Below are 18,617 nucleotides of genomic sequence, written 5' to 3' on the forward strand. Positions count from 1 at the left end.
GAGCCGGTGACGTCGGAGAGCTTGGACATTGCCGTGCAGCCGCCGAGGCTCGCGGCCACCAGCGCGATCAGCGAGGCGGACGCAAGAAGCCGGCCAGGACGGAACCGTTGACTCATGACGCTTTGACTCTCGAGCGGATTGATCGAGCCGAACGCGTCAGCAATAGGCTGTTAACCCTAATGGCCGGTTAACGCGGGCCCATGCTGCCCTGCAGCGGCGCAGATCTGTCGAGCTTGCGAACGAACTCGGCGTGGGACGTCGCGAGGTGCCCTGCGGCAGCGCACGCATCAACGACAGTTCTCGACGAAGACACGCGCGCCGCGCGCGCATCGTTTCGAGAGGCCCGATCAATATTCGATGGCGAGACGCTTGCGGATTTCATCGATGCGTCTGTCGAGCGCGTCGAACCGCGCGTGGATCGAACGATCATGGAGATAGAAGACGTAACCGCCGGCGAGGAATGCGAAGACCCAATGGTGATGCTCGACATAGCCAAAGATGGCCTCGATGGCCTGGCCAATGAATGTGATCCCGCTCCACACGAATTCCATCGCAATTCCTCCCGGCATGCATTGTGGTCGGTCATGGGCGTTCTCTGCACCCCTGATGACCTGGACCACTGCCGGAACCTAGCATGGCTCTTGATCTGCGAGTAGCGGCTCGCCGAACGGGGAGCGCAATGCCGATTGCGGCCACGGCAAAACTCTGCGAAATCTGCTTCCTACCCGAACGACTCCGAGCCCGCCAATGCCTTCCATCTTCGCGACGTCCTCGACTGCCATCCCGATCATTTTCGTCACCAAGTCGAGCTGGGATGCCGCGCGTGAGACGCTGCCGCCGGCGCAGCGGCAATTCGCCGTGGCGAGCGCCTTTGCTGCCAAGCCGGGCAGCTATCTCGCGCTGCCCGCGCCTGACGGCGCGATCGCGCAGGTGCTGTTCGGCCTCGAGGACGACGGCGCCAAGTCGCGCGATCTGTTCCGGCCCGGCGCCCTGCCCGGCCTGCTGCCGGCCGGCACCTATCGCTTTGCCAATGCACCGCACGATGCACGATTGGCGGCACTCGCCTTCGCGCTGGGGTGTTATCGCTTCGCCCGCTACCGCAAGGCCGAGACACCTGATGTCCGCCTGGTGCCGCCCGATGGCGTCGACGCCGCCGAGATCGATCGTATGGCTGATGGCGCGATGCTGGCGCGCGACCTCATCAACACGCCGTCCAACGACATGGGGCCGGAGCAACTGGCCGCCGCCGCGCAAACCCTCGCGGCCGAATTCGGCGCCAGCTACGCCTGCACCATCGGCGAGGAGCTGGAAAAGAACTTCCCGCTGATCCATGCGGTCGGCATGGCCTCCAGCCGCGCGCCGCGGTTGATCGATATCGGCTGGGGCGACCTCGCCCATCCCAAGGTGACGCTGGTCGGCAAGGGCGTCTGCTTCGACACCGGCGGGCTCGATTTGAAGCCGTCGAGCGGAATGCTGATCATGAAGAAGGATATGGGCGGCGCCGCCAATGTGCTGGCGCTGGCGCGCATGGTGATGGATGCCAAGCTGAAAGTGCGCCTGCGCGTGCTGATCCCGGCCGTCGAGAATGCGGTTTCCGGCAATGCCTTCCGCCCGCTCGACATCTTCACCTCGCGCAAGGGCATCACGGTCGAGATCGGCAACACCGACGCGGAAGGACGGCTGGTGCTGGCCGACGCGCTGGCGCTGGCCGACGAGGAGAAGCCCGAGCTGCTGATTGATCTGGGTACGCTGACGGGCGCTGCGCGCGTTGCGCTGGGGCCGGATCTACCGCCCTTTTACACCAATGATGAGACCCTGGCCGCCGATGTCGCGCGCTGCGCGGCGCAGGAGAACGATCCCTTGTGGCGCATGCCGCTGTGGCCACCTTACGATGCTTGGCTGGACTCCAAGACCGCCACCGTCACCAACGCGCCGTCAGGCGGCTTTGCCGGCTCGATCACCTGCGCCCTGTTTTTGCAGCGCTTCGTCGAGCATGCCGGGAGCTGGCTGCATGTGGATATTTTCGGCTGGACGCCGTCGGCCAAGCCGGCGCGGCCCGAGGGCGGTGAATGCCAGGCCGCCCGCGCCATCTACAAGATGCTGAGCGAGCGCTATGCATGATATCAGGCTGACACCGGCGCGCGGCGACCTCGCTGCGAAATATCTCGAGGGCAAGGTGCAGGCCGATCGCTTCGTCACGGGCGAGGAGTTCGAGGTCATCGCGCCGATCGCGCCGGTTCGCGAGCAACCGTCCTCGAACGCGATGCTGATGACGGAAGCGCTGCGCGGCGAGCGCGTCACGGTCTACGATCGCAACGGCGAGGGCTGGGCCTGGGGCCAGCTCGGCAGCGATGGCTATGTCGGCTGGCTGCCGGATGCGGCACTGGCGAAGCCGGCGGCGGCGCCGACGCACAAGGTGACCGCGCTGCGCACGCTCGCCTTCCCCGGCCCCTCGATCAAATTGCCGCCGGCAGATTCGCTGGTGCAGGGGTCGCAGCTCACGATCACGCGTGAGGACGGCCCTTTCGCCGTTACACGCGAGGGCACGTTCGTGCCGAAGACCCATCTTTCGCCGCTCGACCATCGCGAGGGCGATTTCGTCGCGGTCGCCGAACGCTTCGTCGGCACGCCTTATCTCTGGGGCGGCAAAAGCAGTTTTGGTATCGATTGCTCGGGGCTGGTGCAGGTGTCACTGACGGCCGCAGGTATTGGCTGCCCCCGCGACAGCGACATGCAACAGACGGGCCTCGGCCGTGCGCTGGAGCCGCATGAGCAGAGCAAGTTGCAACGCGGCGACCTGATCTTCTGGAAGGGCCACGTCGCCATCGTCCGCGACGGCAGCACCATGGTTCACGCCAATGCGTATCACATGGCGACGGTGATCGAGCCGATCGCACCGGCGATTGCGCGGATCAAGGCGGCCGGCAGCGAGGTTGTTGCGATCAAGCGGCTGTAACGTCACCTCGTAGGGTGGGTTAGCCTTGCAGATGCGCGGAAGCGCATCTGCAAGGCGTAACCCACCTCTTCAGCTTCAGCAGATAAAGGAGTGGTGGGTTACGGCTTCGCCTGACCCACCCTACGCACTCGCGCAACTCACATGCGCCGCGACGCGTCAGGGATCGACGATTGCGGCGGGCTCGCGCCGGCCCCCATCATTCGTTGAGCAATGATGGCGTAAACCTTGCGCCAGGCTTGTTCCAGCTCGTCGGTCCAATGTGGCCCAAGACCACGCGCAAGGCTCCAAAGCAGTGCTTCGCCGACGACCGGATAGTGCTCAGGTTTGACGCCATAGCGCAGATGATTGCGGCCGAGCAAGTCGGCGCCTGACAACAGCCCGGTCGCCTGATCGAGACTGCCCACCAGCACCGACAGCTTCGAGATGAAATCCTGCTTCAGGATACTCATGTCGCCCGGAAACATGGGCCTGAATTCCGGCGCAAGCTCAAATATGCGATCGTAGAACGCGGTCGTCATGTCGGTGGCGTTCGCGAATACCATGTCGAACGAGGACTTGACGCCGACGATCTCCTCTGCAGTCAACATCGTGATTCCAACTATAACCAATCTACGGACTGCGCATATGCCGAAATTCGACGGAGTGCGGACTCATAAATCCCTGGACTCGGAATCCTAGGACTCGGGTCGCCCGACACCGGCCAGTATACTTGCAACCATTAGTGTCGGCAAACACTAGCAGATCGCATTCAGCACCGTCTTGATTTCGGCACCGAACAACTTCATTTCGGGATAAGAACTGCAACGAATGTGCCAGACCGGAAAATACCCCAACGAAGCCGCCAGCTCCCTGGCCACCATCGAGGCTCATGCGATGGCTCGTTCACTGCGGTAGAAACGCTGCGATTGATCCGGTCGGCTCGGCACCGGCTGCCGGCCGAGAGGATCGAGCGAAAATGAAACGAGAGGTCACGGATATGTCTGCTTCGGCCCGACCATCCTGGCCGATGAGTATCAATCCGGCGCCGCCATTTGCCACATTCAGAACAATCGGCTCGCCGCTCCATGTCTTGATCGGCTCCATTCCGATGATGAGAAATTCGCCGATAGGCTGATCGAAATATTGGAGACGCAGTTGCGGGCCGACTTCGGCCGCAGCAAGTTCAAGACCGAGTTGCTGGGCGCGTGCGTAGACGCTGGCCAAGGTCACGGTGTCGGACGTAAACCCAAGCTGCGCGGGCGACAGATCGACAAGCTCTACATGCGTCTTCCGGGAGCTAACGATGAACGTCGGCCGGGCAAGGATTTCAGCGGCCTGACCACCGACATGGCAGCCCTTGCCATCGAGCGCGTTGCGCAACGCAAGAGAGTCAGCGAAGGTACCTATTGTGATCGTCTTCCATGTCGCAACGTCGCGCCCGGCCTTGATAGGCTGTTGGGAGGCTGGGGCCGAGCGCGTCTTGAGCTTCAGCTGGTTCTGCAATACATCGCGGGCCGCGCATTGAGCGGACGCGGCGCTCGCAAAGGCAATGACGCAGACCGCCGCGAATATGGAAGCCAAAACGTAGGGACAAACTCCCCTTGAATGGTCAATACGTGACGCGCGCCGCGCTCGGCTTCCGAACGTGAACATGGCAGATGGCTTTTCTAAAACGTTGGACAGAAAAAGCCCGCCTCCGAGTCAATGGGAAGAACGGAGGGAAATGACGTCCAATGAACATTTCCGCAGCCGACTTTGAAATAAGTCCGGAGGCGGGGCCTGTGGCCAAAGTATTCCAATTTGCAAATGGCGGGCGGCAGTCCGTAAGCCTGATAACCCGCTCGCCCCATCAGTCCTGACGGGAATGATGTCGCCGAAAGATAGCACCCGGAACCAATCGGCTCAACGCCAAATTCGGCTGTGAGCCATAAGCTGACGAAACCGGCGCACCGACGACTGCCTGGCTCCGGGCGCCAGGCGATGGGTTTCGCAACAGCTCAACCCATCCCACCTGCCAACTGCTGCATGATCCGGAAAAGTGCGAAGCGGTTTTCCCTCGCGACATCAGCGGAACGCGTTGGCGCGGAGATCATGCTCAAACAATAGCCTAAAGCGCGATAACGATTCATCCTAATCTCATCGCGCTCTAGACAACCAAATCATGCGTGAAATGGTGCTCAATGCCTCTTGCGTGATCAAGGGCACCTGGCTCGGCGTATGAAGCGCCAATCGGGTCTGCATGATGCATCTGCGCCAGAGCGTCAATTTCCGCATCGTGCGGAGCATATCCAATCGTATCGGGTCCGTGGCCAGACTTAAGATGGTCGGACGCTTTGGCCTCTGCCATATCGTTCTTGAAGTGAAAGGAATCCCCCCGCTGGGGCGCGGCTGTCGTTTGCGCCGGACCGGAGGCATAGGTCGCATGGCCGTTGCTGCCGGCGTCCTGGCCCGGCGCCGCGTGCGGATTTTTGCAAGCATTCGCGTGCGTCTCGTGGACGTCGTGCTGCGACTGGGCGGACTTGAGATGACTTCCGGGTCCATCGTCCGCGACGTGATTCCCGGCAGCTGCCGAACCATGCTCCGAAGCGTGCAAATCGCGATGCGATGGCCCGGGACTAGATGTGTGCTCGGCCTGGTCGTGTTTGCCATGCTGCTTTTCGGCTGCGGCGCCATCCTCCGACGCGTGCACATCGGCTTGCGATTTTCCATGATTTACATTGTGCCCTCGCGACTCCTGCTCGGCATGCGGCTTGCCGGCTGCGGCGCCTTGTTCCGAAACATGCAAATCGCGCTGCGCCGGTTCGCGATCGGGCCCCTCTGCTGCGGTCGCCCGCATGGTGTCGTGTTCGGCACGCATCGATGGGTTCGCGGCAGCCGCCTGCGCGAGGCCGCTCTGTTCGATCAGAGCATCGACGGCACCGGCTCCGATGTGAGGGGTCGCGTTGCCGTCAGCGCCATCCTCGCGCCAGGTTGCGTCGACGGTCTGAATTTCGTCATGTCTGCCGCTGCCATCGCTTTGGGCAGCAGCGAAGAGGAATGAGTCCTGATGTGTTTCAGGAGCGAGCCAGGCCAGGTTGTCGAAGCCGCTGAGCGCCGGATCGACGGTCCCGGGACTATTGAGGGCGGCCATTTCGCTGCTGCCGCTTGCGGCAGCCGACGCAAGGAGATCGTTCGGGCCATCGCCAACCTTGAACGCCTGCGCGGGACTATGAAGGAACTCGTAAATCAAGACTCCGACCGCCGTCATCAAGAATGCGCCAGCGCTGCTCAAGCCCGGCCTTGAAGATGTGAGTGTCGGCAACGCGATCGCGCCGGCGACACTATCGGCACGGGATTCGATCGGCCTCCCGGCCGTCGTCGGCGTGCCAGCTACGGAATGATCAATGCGGCCGACCTTGCCCAAGGCTTTGACCGCTTTGCCCGGCGCAGGAGCCGTTTTTTGCGTGGCGATTTTAATGGTCACGACGGCGCTTGTGCCGTCTGCGGCCGTGACCGTGACGCTGTCGGTATCCGTATGATCAATTGCGGCCGCGCTCGCGTCCCTGGCATCGTCGAGCGCTGCCCAGATCAGGGCGGCGAGCGCGCCGATTCCGCCGAAAAGGCGCGACAGGGCGAAGCTCGCAAGCTCGGTCCGGCTTTTGATGTCGAGCTGGGCCGATATGCGATCGAGGCGCGCCTTGATGGCGCCTGGGGCGACCTTGAGGCGGCGCGCAATGTCCTTGTTCGGCATGCCGGAGGCGACTAGGCGCATGATCTTGCGATCCTGGTCCGTCAGCGCGGCCAGCCCATTCTCACCCAACGCGCCATTGCGTGGCTTGCTGGCAGCCGCCCGCCCCAGGGTCGGCGCCACCAGCCTCAGGGATTGAATCAAGGTTTCGGGCTCCTCGCGCATCGGAATCGCACTGCAGGCCCCCGCTTCGATTGCCGCAGCGAGATCGCCGCGCGCAACGGATGCGGTGTAGAAGACCAGGCGCGTGGCAAGGTTTTCGGCATTGGCGACGGCGAGCATTTCAGCAGCCGTCACGTCAGAAAATCCGTCCTCGACAAGCACGACATCCGGCGTCAGCCTCCGAAGTGCGTCCAGGCAATCGGCTCCATTGATGCATGAGGCGACGATTTCGAAGTCACGCTCCGCCGCGAATAGCGAGGCAAACCCCTGCAGAACGATCGGACGGCGATCAGCTATGACGAGTCGGATAGGGAGCATCTGCGGCATCTCGCCCGGCGTTCCCGCCTAACTCGCCCGGCAACGCGACCTAGGTGCAACGACGGCACTTCAAAGAGCAGCGCGGCAACGCACGACATTCCCGTTGGTTCCGACAGCGAGAGGTGAGGAGACTAGGTCGCGACCGAGCCGTTCCCCGCCGTCTCCAGCCGGAATGCCGCCGCGAACAGGGCGCGCGTGTAGTCCGTCTTCGGGTTCTTGAACAGCTCGGCGGCCTGGCCTTCCTCGACCACCTTGCCGCCGCGCATCACGATGAGGTGGCTGGCGAGCGAGGCGACGACGCGTAAGTCGTGCGAGATGAACATGTAGGTGAGATCGCGCTTGCGCTGAAGCTCACGCAAGAGATCGACCATCTGGGCCTGGAACAACATGTCGAGCGCGCTGGTCGGCTCGTCCAGCACGACGAAGTCAGGCTCCAGCACCACCGCGCGCGCGATCGAGATGCGCTGGCGCTGGCCGCCGGAGAATTCATGCGGGTAGCGATAGCGGGTATCGGGCTTCAGCCCGACATCCTCGAGCGCCTTGACGACGCGCGCCTCGCGCTCCTCACGCGACAGTTTTGGCTGATGCACCGAGAGGCCTTCGGCGATGATGTCGGCGACCGACATGCGCGGTGAGAGCGAGCCGAACGGATCCTGGAACACGATCTGCATGTCGCGCCTGAAGGGACGCATCTCCTTGAAGCGCAGGCCCTGGATGTCTTTGCCCAGGAAGACGATGCGCCCGTTCGAGGAGATCAGCCGCAGCAGCGCCAAGCCCAGCGTGGTCTTGCCCGAACCGGACTCGCCGACGACGCCGAGCGTCTCGCCCTTGCGCACGGCGACGCTGACGCCGTCCACCGCCTTGATGTGCCCCACGGTCTGGCGCATCAGGCCGCGCTTGATCGGAAACCACACCTTGAGATCGTCGGTCGACATCACCACCGGCGCGTTCGGCTGCGGCGGCGCCGGATCCGGCTTCGGCTCGGCCGCGAGCAGATCGCGCGTATAGGGATGCTTCGGGGCCTTGAAGACCTGCTCGACCGGCCCCTGCTCCACGATCACGCCGCCCTTCATGACGCAGACGGTGTCGGCGATGCGACGGACGATGCCGAGGTCGTGGGTGATGAAGAGCAGGCTCATGCCGAGCCGCGCGCGAATTTCGGCGAGCAGCGCCAGGATCTGCGCCTGCACGGTGACGTCAAGCGCCGTGGTCGGCTCGTCCGCGATCAAGAGGTCCGGCTCGTTGGCGAGTGCCATCGCGATCATCACGCGCTGGCGCTGGCCACCGGAGAGCTGGTGCGGATAGCTCTTCAGCCGCGTCTCCGGATCGGGAATGCCGACCTGCGTCAGCAATTCCAGCGTCCGCCTGCGCGCCTGCGCATTGCTGGTCGGATTGTGCAGCTGGATGATCTCGCCGATCTGCGCCTCGATCGTGTGCAGCGGGTTGAGCGAGGTCATCGGCTCCTGGAAGATGATGGAGATGTCGCTGCCGCGAATCTGGCGCATCTGCTGCTCGCTCCGGTCGATCAGCTCCTGGCCCTTGAAACGGATGCTGCCCGAGGGATGCGAGGCACTGGGATAGGGCAGCAGCTTCAGGATCGACAGCGCGCTGACCGACTTGCCGGAGCCGGACTCGCCGACCAACGCGACGCATTCGCCGCGCTTGATCTGGAACGAGACCTTGTCGACAGCAAGCGTCGTGTTGCCGCCCTGGTGGAAAGCCACCGAGAGGTCGCGGACGGCAAGCAGGGGCTGGTTGATCGCGTCCATCACGCCCTCACTTGAACGTCTTGCGCGGGTCGAAGGCGTCGCGCACGGCTTCGCCGATGAAGATCAGGAGCGACAGCATGATCGCGACCGAGAAGAAGCCGGTAAAACCGAGCCACGGCGCCTGCACGTTGGATTTGCCTTGCGACAGCAGTTCGCCGAGCGAGGGCGAGCCGGGCGGCAGGCCGAAGCCGAGGAAGTCCAGCGCCGTCAACGTCATCACCGAAGAGGAAACGATGAAGGGCAGGAAGGTCATGGTCGCGACCATCGCGTTCGGCAAGAGATGCCGGAACATGATCACGGCGTTCGACACGCCGAGCGCACGCGCCGCCTGGATGTACTCGAAATTGCGTCCGCGCAGGAACTCGGCGCGCACGAGGCCGACCAGCGACACCCATGAGAACAGCAGGAGAATGCCGAGCAGCACGAAGAAGCCGGGCACCAGCACCGACGACAGGATCAGGAGCAGATAGAGCGAGGGAATCGCGGTCCAGATCTCGATGAAACGCTGGAAGGTCAGGTCGATCCAGCCGCCGAAATAGCCCTGGATGCCGCCGGCGGCGACGCCGACGATCGAGGAGACGATGGTGAGGCAGAGGCCGAACAGCACCGAGATGCGGAAGCCATAGATCAGCCGCGCCACCACGTCGCGGCCCTGATCGTCGGTGCCGAGCCAGTTGTATTCGAGATCACGGCAGCTCTTCAGGCCCTTCTTCTCGACCACCGGCTTGCATTGGGCTTCCGTCAGCATCCAGGTCGGCGGCGACGGCGCCGGGGTCGGCAGATCGAGATTGTGGGTGTCGTAGGAATAGCGGATCAATGGCCAGACGATGCTGCCGCCCTTGTCCTTGATCAGCTTCTGCAAGTACGGATCGCGATAATCCGCCGCGGTCTCGAAGTCGCCGCCGAACGTCGTCTCCGAATAGGTGACGAAAGCCGGCCAGTAGAGGTGGCCGTCATATTTGATCAGGAACGGCCGGTCGTTGGCGATCAGCTCGGCGAACAGCGACACCACGAACAGGACCATGAAGATCCAGAACGACCAATAGCCGCGCCGGTTCGCCTTGAAGTTCTCCCAGCGCCGCCTGTTGAGCGGCGACGGCGCGAACGGCTTGCGCGTGATCGGCACGGCTGCGCCGAGCGGCGTCTTGGCCGACGTCTCGACCGGGGTCGGGGCGGTCAGGGCCATCAGACCTCCCTCGCCTCAAAGTCGATGCGCGGATCGATCCACATATAGGTCAGATCGGAGATCAGATTGACCACGAGGCCGACCAGCGAAAAGATGTAGAGGGTGCCGAACACGACGGGATAGTCGCGATTGAGCACGCTCTCGAAACTGAGCAGTCCGAGCCCGTCCAGCGAGAAGATCGTCTCGATCAGCAGCGAGCCGGAGAAGAAGGCGTGGATGAAGGCGCCCGGGAAGCCCGCGATCACGATCAGCATCGCGTTGCGGAAAATGTGGCCATAGAGCACCTGGTTCTCGCTGCAGCCCTTAGCCCGCGCGGTCATGACATATTGCTTGCGGATCTCGTCCAGGAACGAATTCTTGGTGAGCAGCGTCATGGTCGCGAATGCGCTGAGCCCCATCGAGATCAGCGGCAAGGTGAGGTGCCAGAAATAGTCGATGATCTTCCAGTACCAGGGAAATTGCGACCAGCCATCCGAGGTGAGCCCCCGCAGCGGGAACAGGTTGAAGAAGGAGCCGCCGGCGAACAGGATGATCAGGAGGATCGCGAACAGGAAGCCCGGGATCGCGAAGCCGATGATGATCACCGCGGACGTCCAGGTGTCGAAGCGGGAGCCGTCCTTGACCGCCTTGCGGATGCCGAGCGGGATCGAGATCAGATAGGTGATCAGCGTCAGCCAGATGCCGAGCGAGATCGAGACCGGCAGCTTCTCCTTGATCAGCTGGATCACGCTGACATCGCGGAAATAGCTCTTGCCGAAATCGAAGCGAGCGAAGTTCCAGACCATCAGCGCGAAACGCTCCGGCGCCGGCTTGTCGAAGCCGAACTGCACTTCGAGCTTCTTGATGAAGTCAGGATCGAGCCCCTGCGCGCCGCGATATTTGGAGTTGATGGCGTCGGCACCGGCACCGAGCTGCCCCGGCGCGCGCTGGGCAAAATCGCCGCCGCCCGAGATACGCGAGGTGCCGCCGGTGTCGGCGCCCGACAGCTGCGCGATCACGCGCTCGACCGGCCCGCCCGGCGCGAACTGCACGACGACAAAGGACACGAAGAGGATTCCGAGCAAGGTCGGAATCATCAGGAGAACGCGGCGGGCGATATAGGCGCTCATGATTATTTCGCCTGCTCGAGCTTGGCGGCCTTGGCGGGGTCGTACCACCACAGGGTCCGCTCCCCTACGCCACTCGTATAGTCGTTGAGCGCGTAACGCGGCAGGTTCGCGGGATGGCTGAACTCGTCCCAATACGCCAGCCGGTGGCTGGTATTGTACCATTGCGGCACCCAGTAGCGGCCAGCACGGAAGACACGATCGATCGCGCGGCAGGCAACCGTCAGATCTTGGCGCGTCTCGGCGGCCATCGCCTTCTCGACCAGCGCGTCGAGCGCGGGGCTGGATGCGCCGGCCAGATTGTAGGACCCCTTCGTCGCTGCTGCTTGCGAGGTGAAGTAGGTGCGCAGGCTGTCGCCGGGCGTGGCCGACATGGTGATGCGGTTGATGGCCACGTCGAAATCGAAGGATTCGACGCGGGCGCGATACTGGACGGCATCGATGAGACGCAAATTCGCATCGATGCCAAGCATGTTCAGATTCTTCAGGAACGAGGCGTGATGCGGCTGGAACGAGGCCTCGTCGGTCAGGAACTCGATGCTGAAGACCTCGCCGCTCGGCAACAGCCGCCTGCCGTCCTTGACCGGAAGCTGCGCCTCCTGGAGCAATTGCTGCGCCTTGCGCAGCAGCGCGCGATCCTGGCCCGAACCGTCAGACACCGGCGGCACGAACGGCTCGCCGAACACTTCATCGGGCACCTGGCCGCGGAAGGGCTCGAGCAGCTTCAGCTCCTCCGGCGACGGCATCCCTTCGGCGACGAGATCGGAATTCTGGAACGGCGAGCGGGCGCGCGCATAGGCGCCGTACATGATGGTCTTGTTGGTCCACTCGAAATCGAACGCATAGTTCAGCGCTTCGCGCACTTTGGGATTCTTGAACTTGTCCCGCCGCGTGTTGAGGAACCAGCCCTGACCGCCCGAAGGTGTCTGATCGGGCACCTCCTCGCGCTTGACGCGGCCGTCCTTAATCGCCGGGAAGTCGTAGCGCGTCGCCCAGATGCGCGAGGTGAACTCCTCGCGGTAGAGATAGTTCTTGCCGGTGAAGCCCTCGAAGGCGACGTCGCGGTCGCGGTAGAACTCGTAGCGGATCACATCGAAATTGTTGCTGCCGCGGCAGACCGGCAACTCGGCGGCCCACCAATCCCTCACGCGCTCGAATTCGATGAAGCGATTGATCTCGAACTTGCCGACCTTATAAGGGCCCGAGCCAAGCGGCGTGTCGGTCGTGGTCTCGTCGAACGTCCGGCTCGCGTAATAGGCCTTGGAGAAGATCGGAAGGCTCGCCACGTAAAGCGGCACGTCGCGCGCGCGCTTCTCGGCGAAGGTCACGATGACGGTGGCATCGTCGATGGCCTCGGCGCCCTTGACGTCGCGCATCTGGATCTGGATCAGCGGATGACCCTTGTCCTTCAGGACATTGATCGAGAAGGCAACGTCGTGTGCGGTCAGCTTCGTACCGTCGTGAAACTTCGCCCCAGGCCGCATCGTGTAGCGATAGGCGAGCTTGTCGGGAGAGATCTGCACCGACTTCGCGGCATAGCCGTACATGGCATCGGGCTCGTCACCGGCATGCGCCATCAGCGTGGCGAAGGTCAGATCCATGCCTTGTGCGCCCTCGCCCTTCAGCACAAAGGCGTTGAGCGAGTTGAAGGTGAAGAAGGACTGGTTGTAGCCCTTTGTCGACGGAATCAGCGAGAACACGCCGCCCTTCGGTGCGTCGACATTGACGTAATCGAAATGGTGGAAATCGGCGGGATATTTGAGATCGCCGAAGGCCGAGATGCCGTGGGCCTCGGTGGGCCCCTCGGACGCCGCTGCGTTACGGAGTGCGGCGGCGCTGAGCGCGCCGCCGACACCGAGGACCAGCACATGCCGGCGTGAAAGCTGCACCATGCGGGACATGTCCTTCACGACTTCTTTGCGATCCGTGCCGCCTTGTCTGCGTCGTACCACCAGATGAACGGGAAGCCGGACTGCCCATATTTGGGCAATTCCGCTGGCCGACCGAAGCGATCCCAGCGCGCAGTGCGCACCTTCGGATAATTCCATTGCGGCACGACGTAGTGATTCCACAGCAGCACACGGTCGAGCGCCCTGGTCGCCGCAACGAGATCATCGCGATCGGTCGCGTAGATCAAGCGCTCGATCAACTTGTCGATGGCCGGATTCTTGATGCCGGCAAGATTGCGCGAACCGGCGATATCGGCGGTCTTGGACGACCAGAACTCGCGCTGCTCGTTGCCCGGCGATTGCGACTCGCCCCAGGAGTTGGTGACGACGTCGAAATCCCACTCGCGCGTCCTGTTCTCGTATTGGGTCGGATCGACCGTCCGCACGCTGACGGCGATGCCGAGCCGTTCCAGCGACGGCTTGTAGAACAGCGTGACTCGCTCGAAGCTCGGATCCGAGTTCAGCAGCTCGAGGGAAAACTGGGTGCCGGTCTTGACGTCGATCAGCTTGCGGTCGCGCACCTCGTAGCCGGCCTCCTTGAACAAGCGCAGCGCCTCGCGCAGATTGTCGCGGACGGCTTCCGGGCTGCCGCCGACCGGATTGGTGTAGGGAGTCGTGAAAACCTCCGGCGGGACTTGGGCGCGCACCGTCTCGAGGATTTCGAGCTCTTTTCCCTGCGGCAATCCGGTCGCCATCAACTCGTCGATGCCGTCGAAATAGCTGCTGATGCGCTTGTACTGACCGTAGAAGATCTGCTTGTTCATCTCCTCGAAGTCGAACGCATAGTTGAGCGCACGGCGCACGCGCGGATCGCTGAACTTGGCGCGGCGCAGGTTCGGCACGAAGGCCTGCATCACGCCCGAGCTGCGATTGGGAAATTCCTCGAGGATCACCCGTTTTTCGGTCACAGCCGGGAAATCGTAGGCGGTCGCCCAGTTCTTGGCGCTGTTCTCGGTGCGCCAATCGACCTGATCGGCCTTGAAGGCCTCGATCGCGACGGTGGCGTCGCGGAAATATTCGTAGCGTAGCTCGTCGAAATTGTTGCGCCCCACATTGGCGGCGAAATCGCCTCCCCAATAGTCCTTGACGCGCTCCAGCGCGATCGACCGTCCTGCAACGAACTCCTTGACCTTGTAGGGGCCGGAGCCCAGCGGCACTTCGAGCGTGGTCGCCGAGACATCGCGCTTCTTGCCCTGCGCGTCCGTTCCTTCCCACCAATGCTTCGGCAGGACCGTGAGCTGCCCGACGATCTGCGGCAACTCGCGGTTGCCTGGTGCGTCGAACACGAATTTCACCTCGCGCTCGCCGACCTTCTCGGCCCGGACCACATGGCTGTAATAGGCCGAGTACATTGGGTGATGCTTCTTGAAGGCATCGAGCGAGAAGATCACGTCCTCGACAGTAACAGGCCTGCCATCATGCCATTTGGCCTCGGGCCGGAGACGATAGGTGACAAAGGAGAAATCGTCGGGGTGGCTGGCGGCTTCGGCCAGCGCGCCGTATTCGGTCGAGACCTCGTCGAGAGCGGGCGTCATGAGCGATTCGTAGATGAATGCGACGGCACCGGAGACCTGCCCCTTCACGCCGGACACGACGATATTGAAATTATCGAAGGTGCCGATGGCGATCTGGCGGGCGACGCCGCCCTTGGGTGCGTCCGGATTGACGTAGTCGAAGCGCTTGAAGTCGGCCGGATACTTGACCTTGCCAAACAGCGAGAGCGCATGGCGCCAGGGAAGCTCGCTCGCGGATTGTGCCTCTGCCGTGCCGACGACGGGAACACCCGCTGCAGAGCCGAGGGCGGGAAGCGCAGCGACGGCCGCGCCGGTGAGCAAGAGATCGCGTCGGGTAATGGCCAAATCAACATCCCTGTCTTGAAGGAGGCTACTCCTTTAAGTTCCCAATATAGGCGAGGTTTCGACGGAATATGTTGCTTTTTCCTCATCTTGGAAGGCCAGGTGGCGCATCAGATGCGGCCAAACGCCCCGATAACAACGCCGCGAGGCCCGGATACGGAAACGGCCAGGCTTTTGAAGCCTGGCCGTTTGTCCAAGATGACGTGCCGATAGGCCTTATTTCGCCGCGGTCGGGAGCGGCTTCGGGCTGTCGGAGAGGCTGTTGAGGTAGGCGATGACGTCGGCGCGCTCCGAGTCCTTCGGGATACCGGCAAAACCCATCGCGGTGCCGGGAACGGCAGCCTTGGGATTGGCAATGAACTTGTTGAGTGCGTCAAAGTCCCAGGTGCCGCCCTTGCTCTTCATCGCGGCCGAGAAGTTGAAGCCGCCGCGGCCTTCGCCGACGTGATCGCCCACAATGCCATAGAGGTTCGGTCCGACGCGGTTCGGGCCGCCCTTTTCGAAGGTGTGGCAAGCGCCGCACTTTTTGGCGGCGGAGGCGCCCTTTTCGACGGACGCGGTCTGGAGCAGCTTTTCGATCGGTTCGGACGTGGCCGGGGCAGCGCCTGCTCCGCCCTTGTCACCGGCCTCTTCCTTCACGGCGATCTCGAAGCCCGGCTTTTCCGGCATCTTGGGCGAGAACAGCGCCTGGGCGGTGAAGCTCGTCACCAGCAGAATGAGACAGGTGCCGAGTACCGCACCGAGAATCTTGTTGAGTTCGAAAGAGTCCATTTCCGGCCAGGCCCCACACCGCAATAAGGAATAAGCGGCCGGGCGGCCGCCAGGACGAGCCTCGGGAGAATCAGACGTTCCTTATTGTTTCCCCGAGTTTTGCCATTCAGATATCGGTTTGCCCGTGCTCTGGCAACCCGTATAAGCGAGCCGGCTCATCGCCCATCCCCATCCGATTTCTTGAGGCGGAAAACGCCTCGTTCCCAGGCCCTTAAACCGATGATCGATCCTCGCATCCTGGTGCTGATCCCGGCCCGCATGGCCGCCACCCGCCTGCCCGGCAAGCCGCTCGCCGATATCGCGGGCCTGCCGATGATCGTGCATGTGATGCGGCGCGCCGAAGCCGCCGGTATCGGCCGGGTGGCGGTGGCAACCGACACGGACGAGATCGCGTCCGTCGTGAGAGCCCATGGCGGCGAGGCCGTGATGACCAGCCCCGCGCACCCCTCCGGCTCCGACCGCATCCATGAGGCCATGCAGAAGCTCGACCCGGACGCGAAGGCCGAGGTCGTGATCAATCTCCAGGGCGATTTCCCGACCATCTCACCGCAGACCATCCGCGAGGTGCTGCCGCCCTTCGACGATCCTGCGGTCGACATCGTGACGCTGGCCTCACAGATCCACACCGAGGAGGAGGACCGAGCCCCGAGCGTCGTGAAGGCGATCGGCTCGCCGATCGGGCCGCGGCGGATGCGGGCGCTCTATTTTACCCGCGCGACCGCTCCCTACGGCGATGGACCGCGTTACCACCATATCGGTCTCTATGCGTACCGCCGCGCGGCGCTGGAGCGTTACGTCACGCTGCCGCGCTCACCCCTGGAGGTTCAGGAAAACCTGGAGCAACTCCGGGCGGTGGAAGCCGGCATGCGCATCGACATCATCATCGTCGACAGCGTGCCGCGCGGCGTCGACACGCCGCCGGATCTCGAAACCGCCCGCGGCATCCTTTCCAAATCCTGAGCCGCTGCTACAAGGCCGTCATGAGCAAGATGAAGATCGCATTCCAGGGCGAACCTGGCGCCAATTCCCATATCGCCATCGTCGAGGCCTATCCCGACGCGGAACCGATGCCCTGCGCCACCTTCGAGGATGCACTGTCGGCGATCTCCTCGGGCGAGGCCGATCTCGGCATGATCCCGATCGAGAATTCGGTCGCCGGCCGCGTCGCCGACATCCATCATCTGCTGCCGGCCTCCGGCCTCTTTATCATCGGCGAATGGTTCCTGCCGGTCCGCCATCAACTGATGGCGATCAAGGGCACCAAGCTCGAGGACATCAAGAGCGTCGAGAGCCATGTGCATGCGCTCGGCCAATGCCGCCGCATCATCCGCAAGCTCGGGATCAAGCCAATCGTGCACGCCGACACCGCCGGCAGCGCCCGCGACATCTCCGAGCGCAAGGACAAGACCGTCGCCGCGATCGCCTCGCGCCTCGCAGCAAAAATCTACGGCCTCGACATCCTCGCCGAGGACATCGAGGACGAAGCCCACAACACCACGCGCTTCGTGGTGCTGGCGCGGGAGCCGAAATGGGCCGCGCCAGGGTCGGGCCCGCTGGTCACCACTTTTGTTTTTCGGGTGCGCAACTTGCCCGCCGCGCTCTACAAGGCGCTCGGCGGCTTTGCCACCAACGGCGTCAACATGACCAAGCTTGAGAGCTACATGGTCGACGGCAATTTCTTCGCCACGCAGTTCTACGCTGACGTCGACGGCCACCCCGAAGACAAGGGCCTGGCGTTTGCAATCGAGGAGCTGAAATTCTTCTCGCGCGAATTCCGCATCGTCGGCGTGTATCCGGGCCACCCCTTCCGCGCGACCTTCAGCGAGAAGCAGGACTGATTGCCGTGTCGTTCCGGGGCACGCGCAGCGTGAACTATGGTGCGCACTTGCGCACCTGAGAACCTCGAGATTCCGGGTTCGATGCTTCGCATCGCCCCGGAATGACAGCAGTGGTTATGCCGCCCGCTTCGGCCCCAACGCCTCCGCCAGCAGCGAATATGACTTCTTGCGCGCTTCGTGATCGTACACGGCGGTGATCACCATCAGTTCGTCGGGTTTGCTCGCATCCAGCAGCGGCTGCAGCTTCCTCTGCACGGTCGCCGGATTGCCAACGAACAGGCGCGAGCGGTTTCGCGCGATCGAGATGCGCTCGGAATCCGTATAGGGATAGGCCAGCGCCTCCTCGACACTCGGCAGCGGCAGATATTGACCGCGATCGCGGCGCAGGCGATTGAGATCGAAGGATGTGGCGAGATTTTCGGCCTCCTCATCCGTGTCCGCCGTGATGACGGCAACTGCGAGGATCGCATGCGGGGTCGCGCGCCAGGCCGAGGGCTGGAAGCGATTGCGATAATGCACCATCGCATCGATCGCATCATGGGACGCAAAGTGATGCGCAAAAGCGAAGCCCATGCCGACTTGTGCTGCCAGCTCCGAGGAATAATCGCTGGAGCCGAGCAGCCAGATCGGCGGCAGCTTGGTGTCGTCGGGCATCGCGACGACGTTGTGATAGGGATGGCCTGCTGGAAATTCGCGGGTCTCCCACAGGATCAATTCGTGCAGCCGCTCCAGGAAATCGTCGCCCTCACGGCGGTCGAGCCGGCTGCGCAGCGCATAGGCCGTGGCGCCATCGGTGCCGGGGGCGCGGCCGAGGCCGAGGTCGATGCGGCCGGGAAACAGCGCCTCCAGCATCTTGAAGCGCTCGGCTACGACCAGCGGGGCGTGGTTGGGCAGCATCACGCCGCCGGAGCCGACACGGATGTGCTTGGTCACCGCCGCGATCTGCCCGATCATCACGTCGGGCGCCGGGCTCGCGACCGAAGCGAGGTTGTGATGCTCN

15 protein-coding genes and 1 pseudogene are annotated in these 18,617 nt (G+C 63.2%); 4 read left to right on the plus strand and 12 right to left on the minus strand.

Annotated features, from left to right (window positions below):
* A pseudogene (locus AOQ71_RS50520) lies at positions 1–116 on the minus strand (tetratricopeptide repeat protein); the annotation flags it as partial.
* A gap of 231 nt (positions 117–347) precedes the next feature.
* Entirely contained in the window at positions 348–551 is a 204-nt protein-coding gene (locus AOQ71_RS41125; protein ID WP_057759462.1) for a hypothetical protein, read from the minus strand.
* 196 nt (positions 552–747) lie between these two features.
* Here AOQ71_RS41125 and AOQ71_RS41130 point away from each other — a divergent pair, with 196 nt between their 5' ends.
* Both AOQ71_RS41130 and AOQ71_RS41135 read left to right on the plus strand, forming a co-directional pair.
* Positions 748–2,121 (plus strand): leucyl aminopeptidase family protein, encoded by a 1,374-nt coding sequence (locus tag AOQ71_RS41130; RefSeq protein WP_057759465.1) that lies wholly within the window; start codon positions 748–750, stop codon positions 2,119–2,121.
* Positions 2,114–2,956 carry a C40 family peptidase gene (locus AOQ71_RS41135; RefSeq protein WP_057759467.1) on the plus strand — a complete coding sequence of 281 codons (843 nt, stop codon included), beginning with the start codon at positions 2,114–2,116 and terminating at the stop codon, positions 2,954–2,956. Before AOQ71_RS41130 ends, AOQ71_RS41135 begins: the two co-directional genes overlap by 8 nt.
* A gap of 137 nt (positions 2,957–3,093) precedes the next feature.
* Here the strand turns inward: AOQ71_RS41135 and AOQ71_RS41140 are convergent, their stop codons facing one another.
* The 9 genes from AOQ71_RS41140 to AOQ71_RS41180 all read right to left on the minus strand — a co-directional run bounded on the left by AOQ71_RS41140 (position 3,094) and on the right by AOQ71_RS41180 (position 15,779).
* Positions 3,094–3,543: a globin family protein gene (locus AOQ71_RS41140; protein ID WP_057759468.1), complete on the minus strand. Its 450-nt coding sequence runs from the start codon at positions 3,541–3,543 to the stop codon at positions 3,094–3,096.
* Between the two features lie 295 nt (positions 3,544–3,838).
* Positions 3,839–4,516 carry a hypothetical protein gene (locus AOQ71_RS41145; protein WP_245317429.1) on the minus strand — a complete coding sequence of 226 codons (678 nt, stop codon included), beginning with the start codon at positions 4,514–4,516 and terminating at the stop codon, positions 3,839–3,841.
* A gap of 565 nt (positions 4,517–5,081) precedes the next feature.
* Positions 5,082–7,151, minus strand: coding sequence for a LuxR C-terminal-related transcriptional regulator (locus AOQ71_RS41150; protein ID WP_057759472.1), 2,070 nt, complete (start codon positions 7,149–7,151; stop codon positions 5,082–5,084).
* A gap of 122 nt (positions 7,152–7,273) precedes the next feature.
* A complete protein-coding gene (locus AOQ71_RS41155) occupies positions 7,274–8,911 on the minus strand; it encodes an ABC transporter ATP-binding protein (protein WP_057759474.1) in 1,638 nt (545 codons plus the stop codon).
* Between the two features lie 7 nt (positions 8,912–8,918).
* Positions 8,919–10,097 carry an ABC transporter permease gene (locus AOQ71_RS41160; RefSeq protein WP_057759476.1) on the minus strand — a complete coding sequence of 393 codons (1,179 nt, stop codon included), beginning with the start codon at positions 10,095–10,097 and terminating at the stop codon, positions 8,919–8,921.
* The gene (locus AOQ71_RS41165) at positions 10,097–11,206 is read right to left on the minus strand and encodes a microcin C ABC transporter permease YejB (RefSeq protein ID WP_057759478.1); all 1,110 of its coding nucleotides are present in this window, start codon (positions 11,204–11,206) and stop codon (positions 10,097–10,099) included. Before AOQ71_RS41165 ends, AOQ71_RS41160 begins: the two co-directional genes overlap by 1 nt.
* 2 nt (positions 11,207–11,208) lie before the next feature.
* Positions 11,209–13,095, minus strand: coding sequence for an extracellular solute-binding protein (locus AOQ71_RS41170; protein ID WP_057759922.1), 1,887 nt, complete (start codon positions 13,093–13,095; stop codon positions 11,209–11,211).
* A 14-nt stretch (positions 13,096–13,109) separates the two neighbouring features.
* Positions 13,110–15,011 (minus strand): ABC transporter substrate-binding protein, encoded by a 1,902-nt coding sequence (locus AOQ71_RS41175; RefSeq protein WP_057759480.1) that lies wholly within the window; start codon positions 15,009–15,011, stop codon positions 13,110–13,112.
* Positions 15,012–15,224: 213 nt separating this feature from the next.
* Positions 15,225–15,779, minus strand: coding sequence for a c-type cytochrome (locus AOQ71_RS41180; protein WP_057759482.1), 555 nt, complete (start codon positions 15,777–15,779; stop codon positions 15,225–15,227).
* A 219-nt stretch (positions 15,780–15,998) separates the two neighbouring features.
* On the opposite strand from AOQ71_RS41180, the gene AOQ71_RS41185 reads away from it, so the two are divergent.
* Complete coding sequence (locus tag AOQ71_RS41185; RefSeq protein ID WP_057759484.1) at positions 15,999–16,739, plus strand: 3-deoxy-manno-octulosonate cytidylyltransferase; 741 nt, start codon at positions 15,999–16,001, stop codon at positions 16,737–16,739.
* Positions 16,740–16,759: 20 nt separating this feature from the next.
* Positions 16,760–17,617: a prephenate dehydratase gene (locus tag AOQ71_RS41190; RefSeq protein WP_057759485.1), complete on the plus strand. Its 858-nt coding sequence runs from the start codon at positions 16,760–16,762 to the stop codon at positions 17,615–17,617.
* Positions 17,618–17,731: 114 nt separating this feature from the next.
* Here AOQ71_RS41190 and AOQ71_RS41195 read toward each other — a convergent pair.
* Positions 17,732–18,616: LLM class flavin-dependent oxidoreductase (locus tag AOQ71_RS41195; protein WP_245317431.1), on the minus strand; the 885-nt coding region annotated here is incomplete at its 5' end.
* Between the last annotated feature and the right edge of the window lies 1 nt (position 18,617).

The organism is Bradyrhizobium manausense (genome assembly GCF_001440035.1).
GTDB classification, from domain to species: Bacteria; Pseudomonadota; Alphaproteobacteria; order Rhizobiales; family Xanthobacteraceae; genus Bradyrhizobium; species Bradyrhizobium manausense.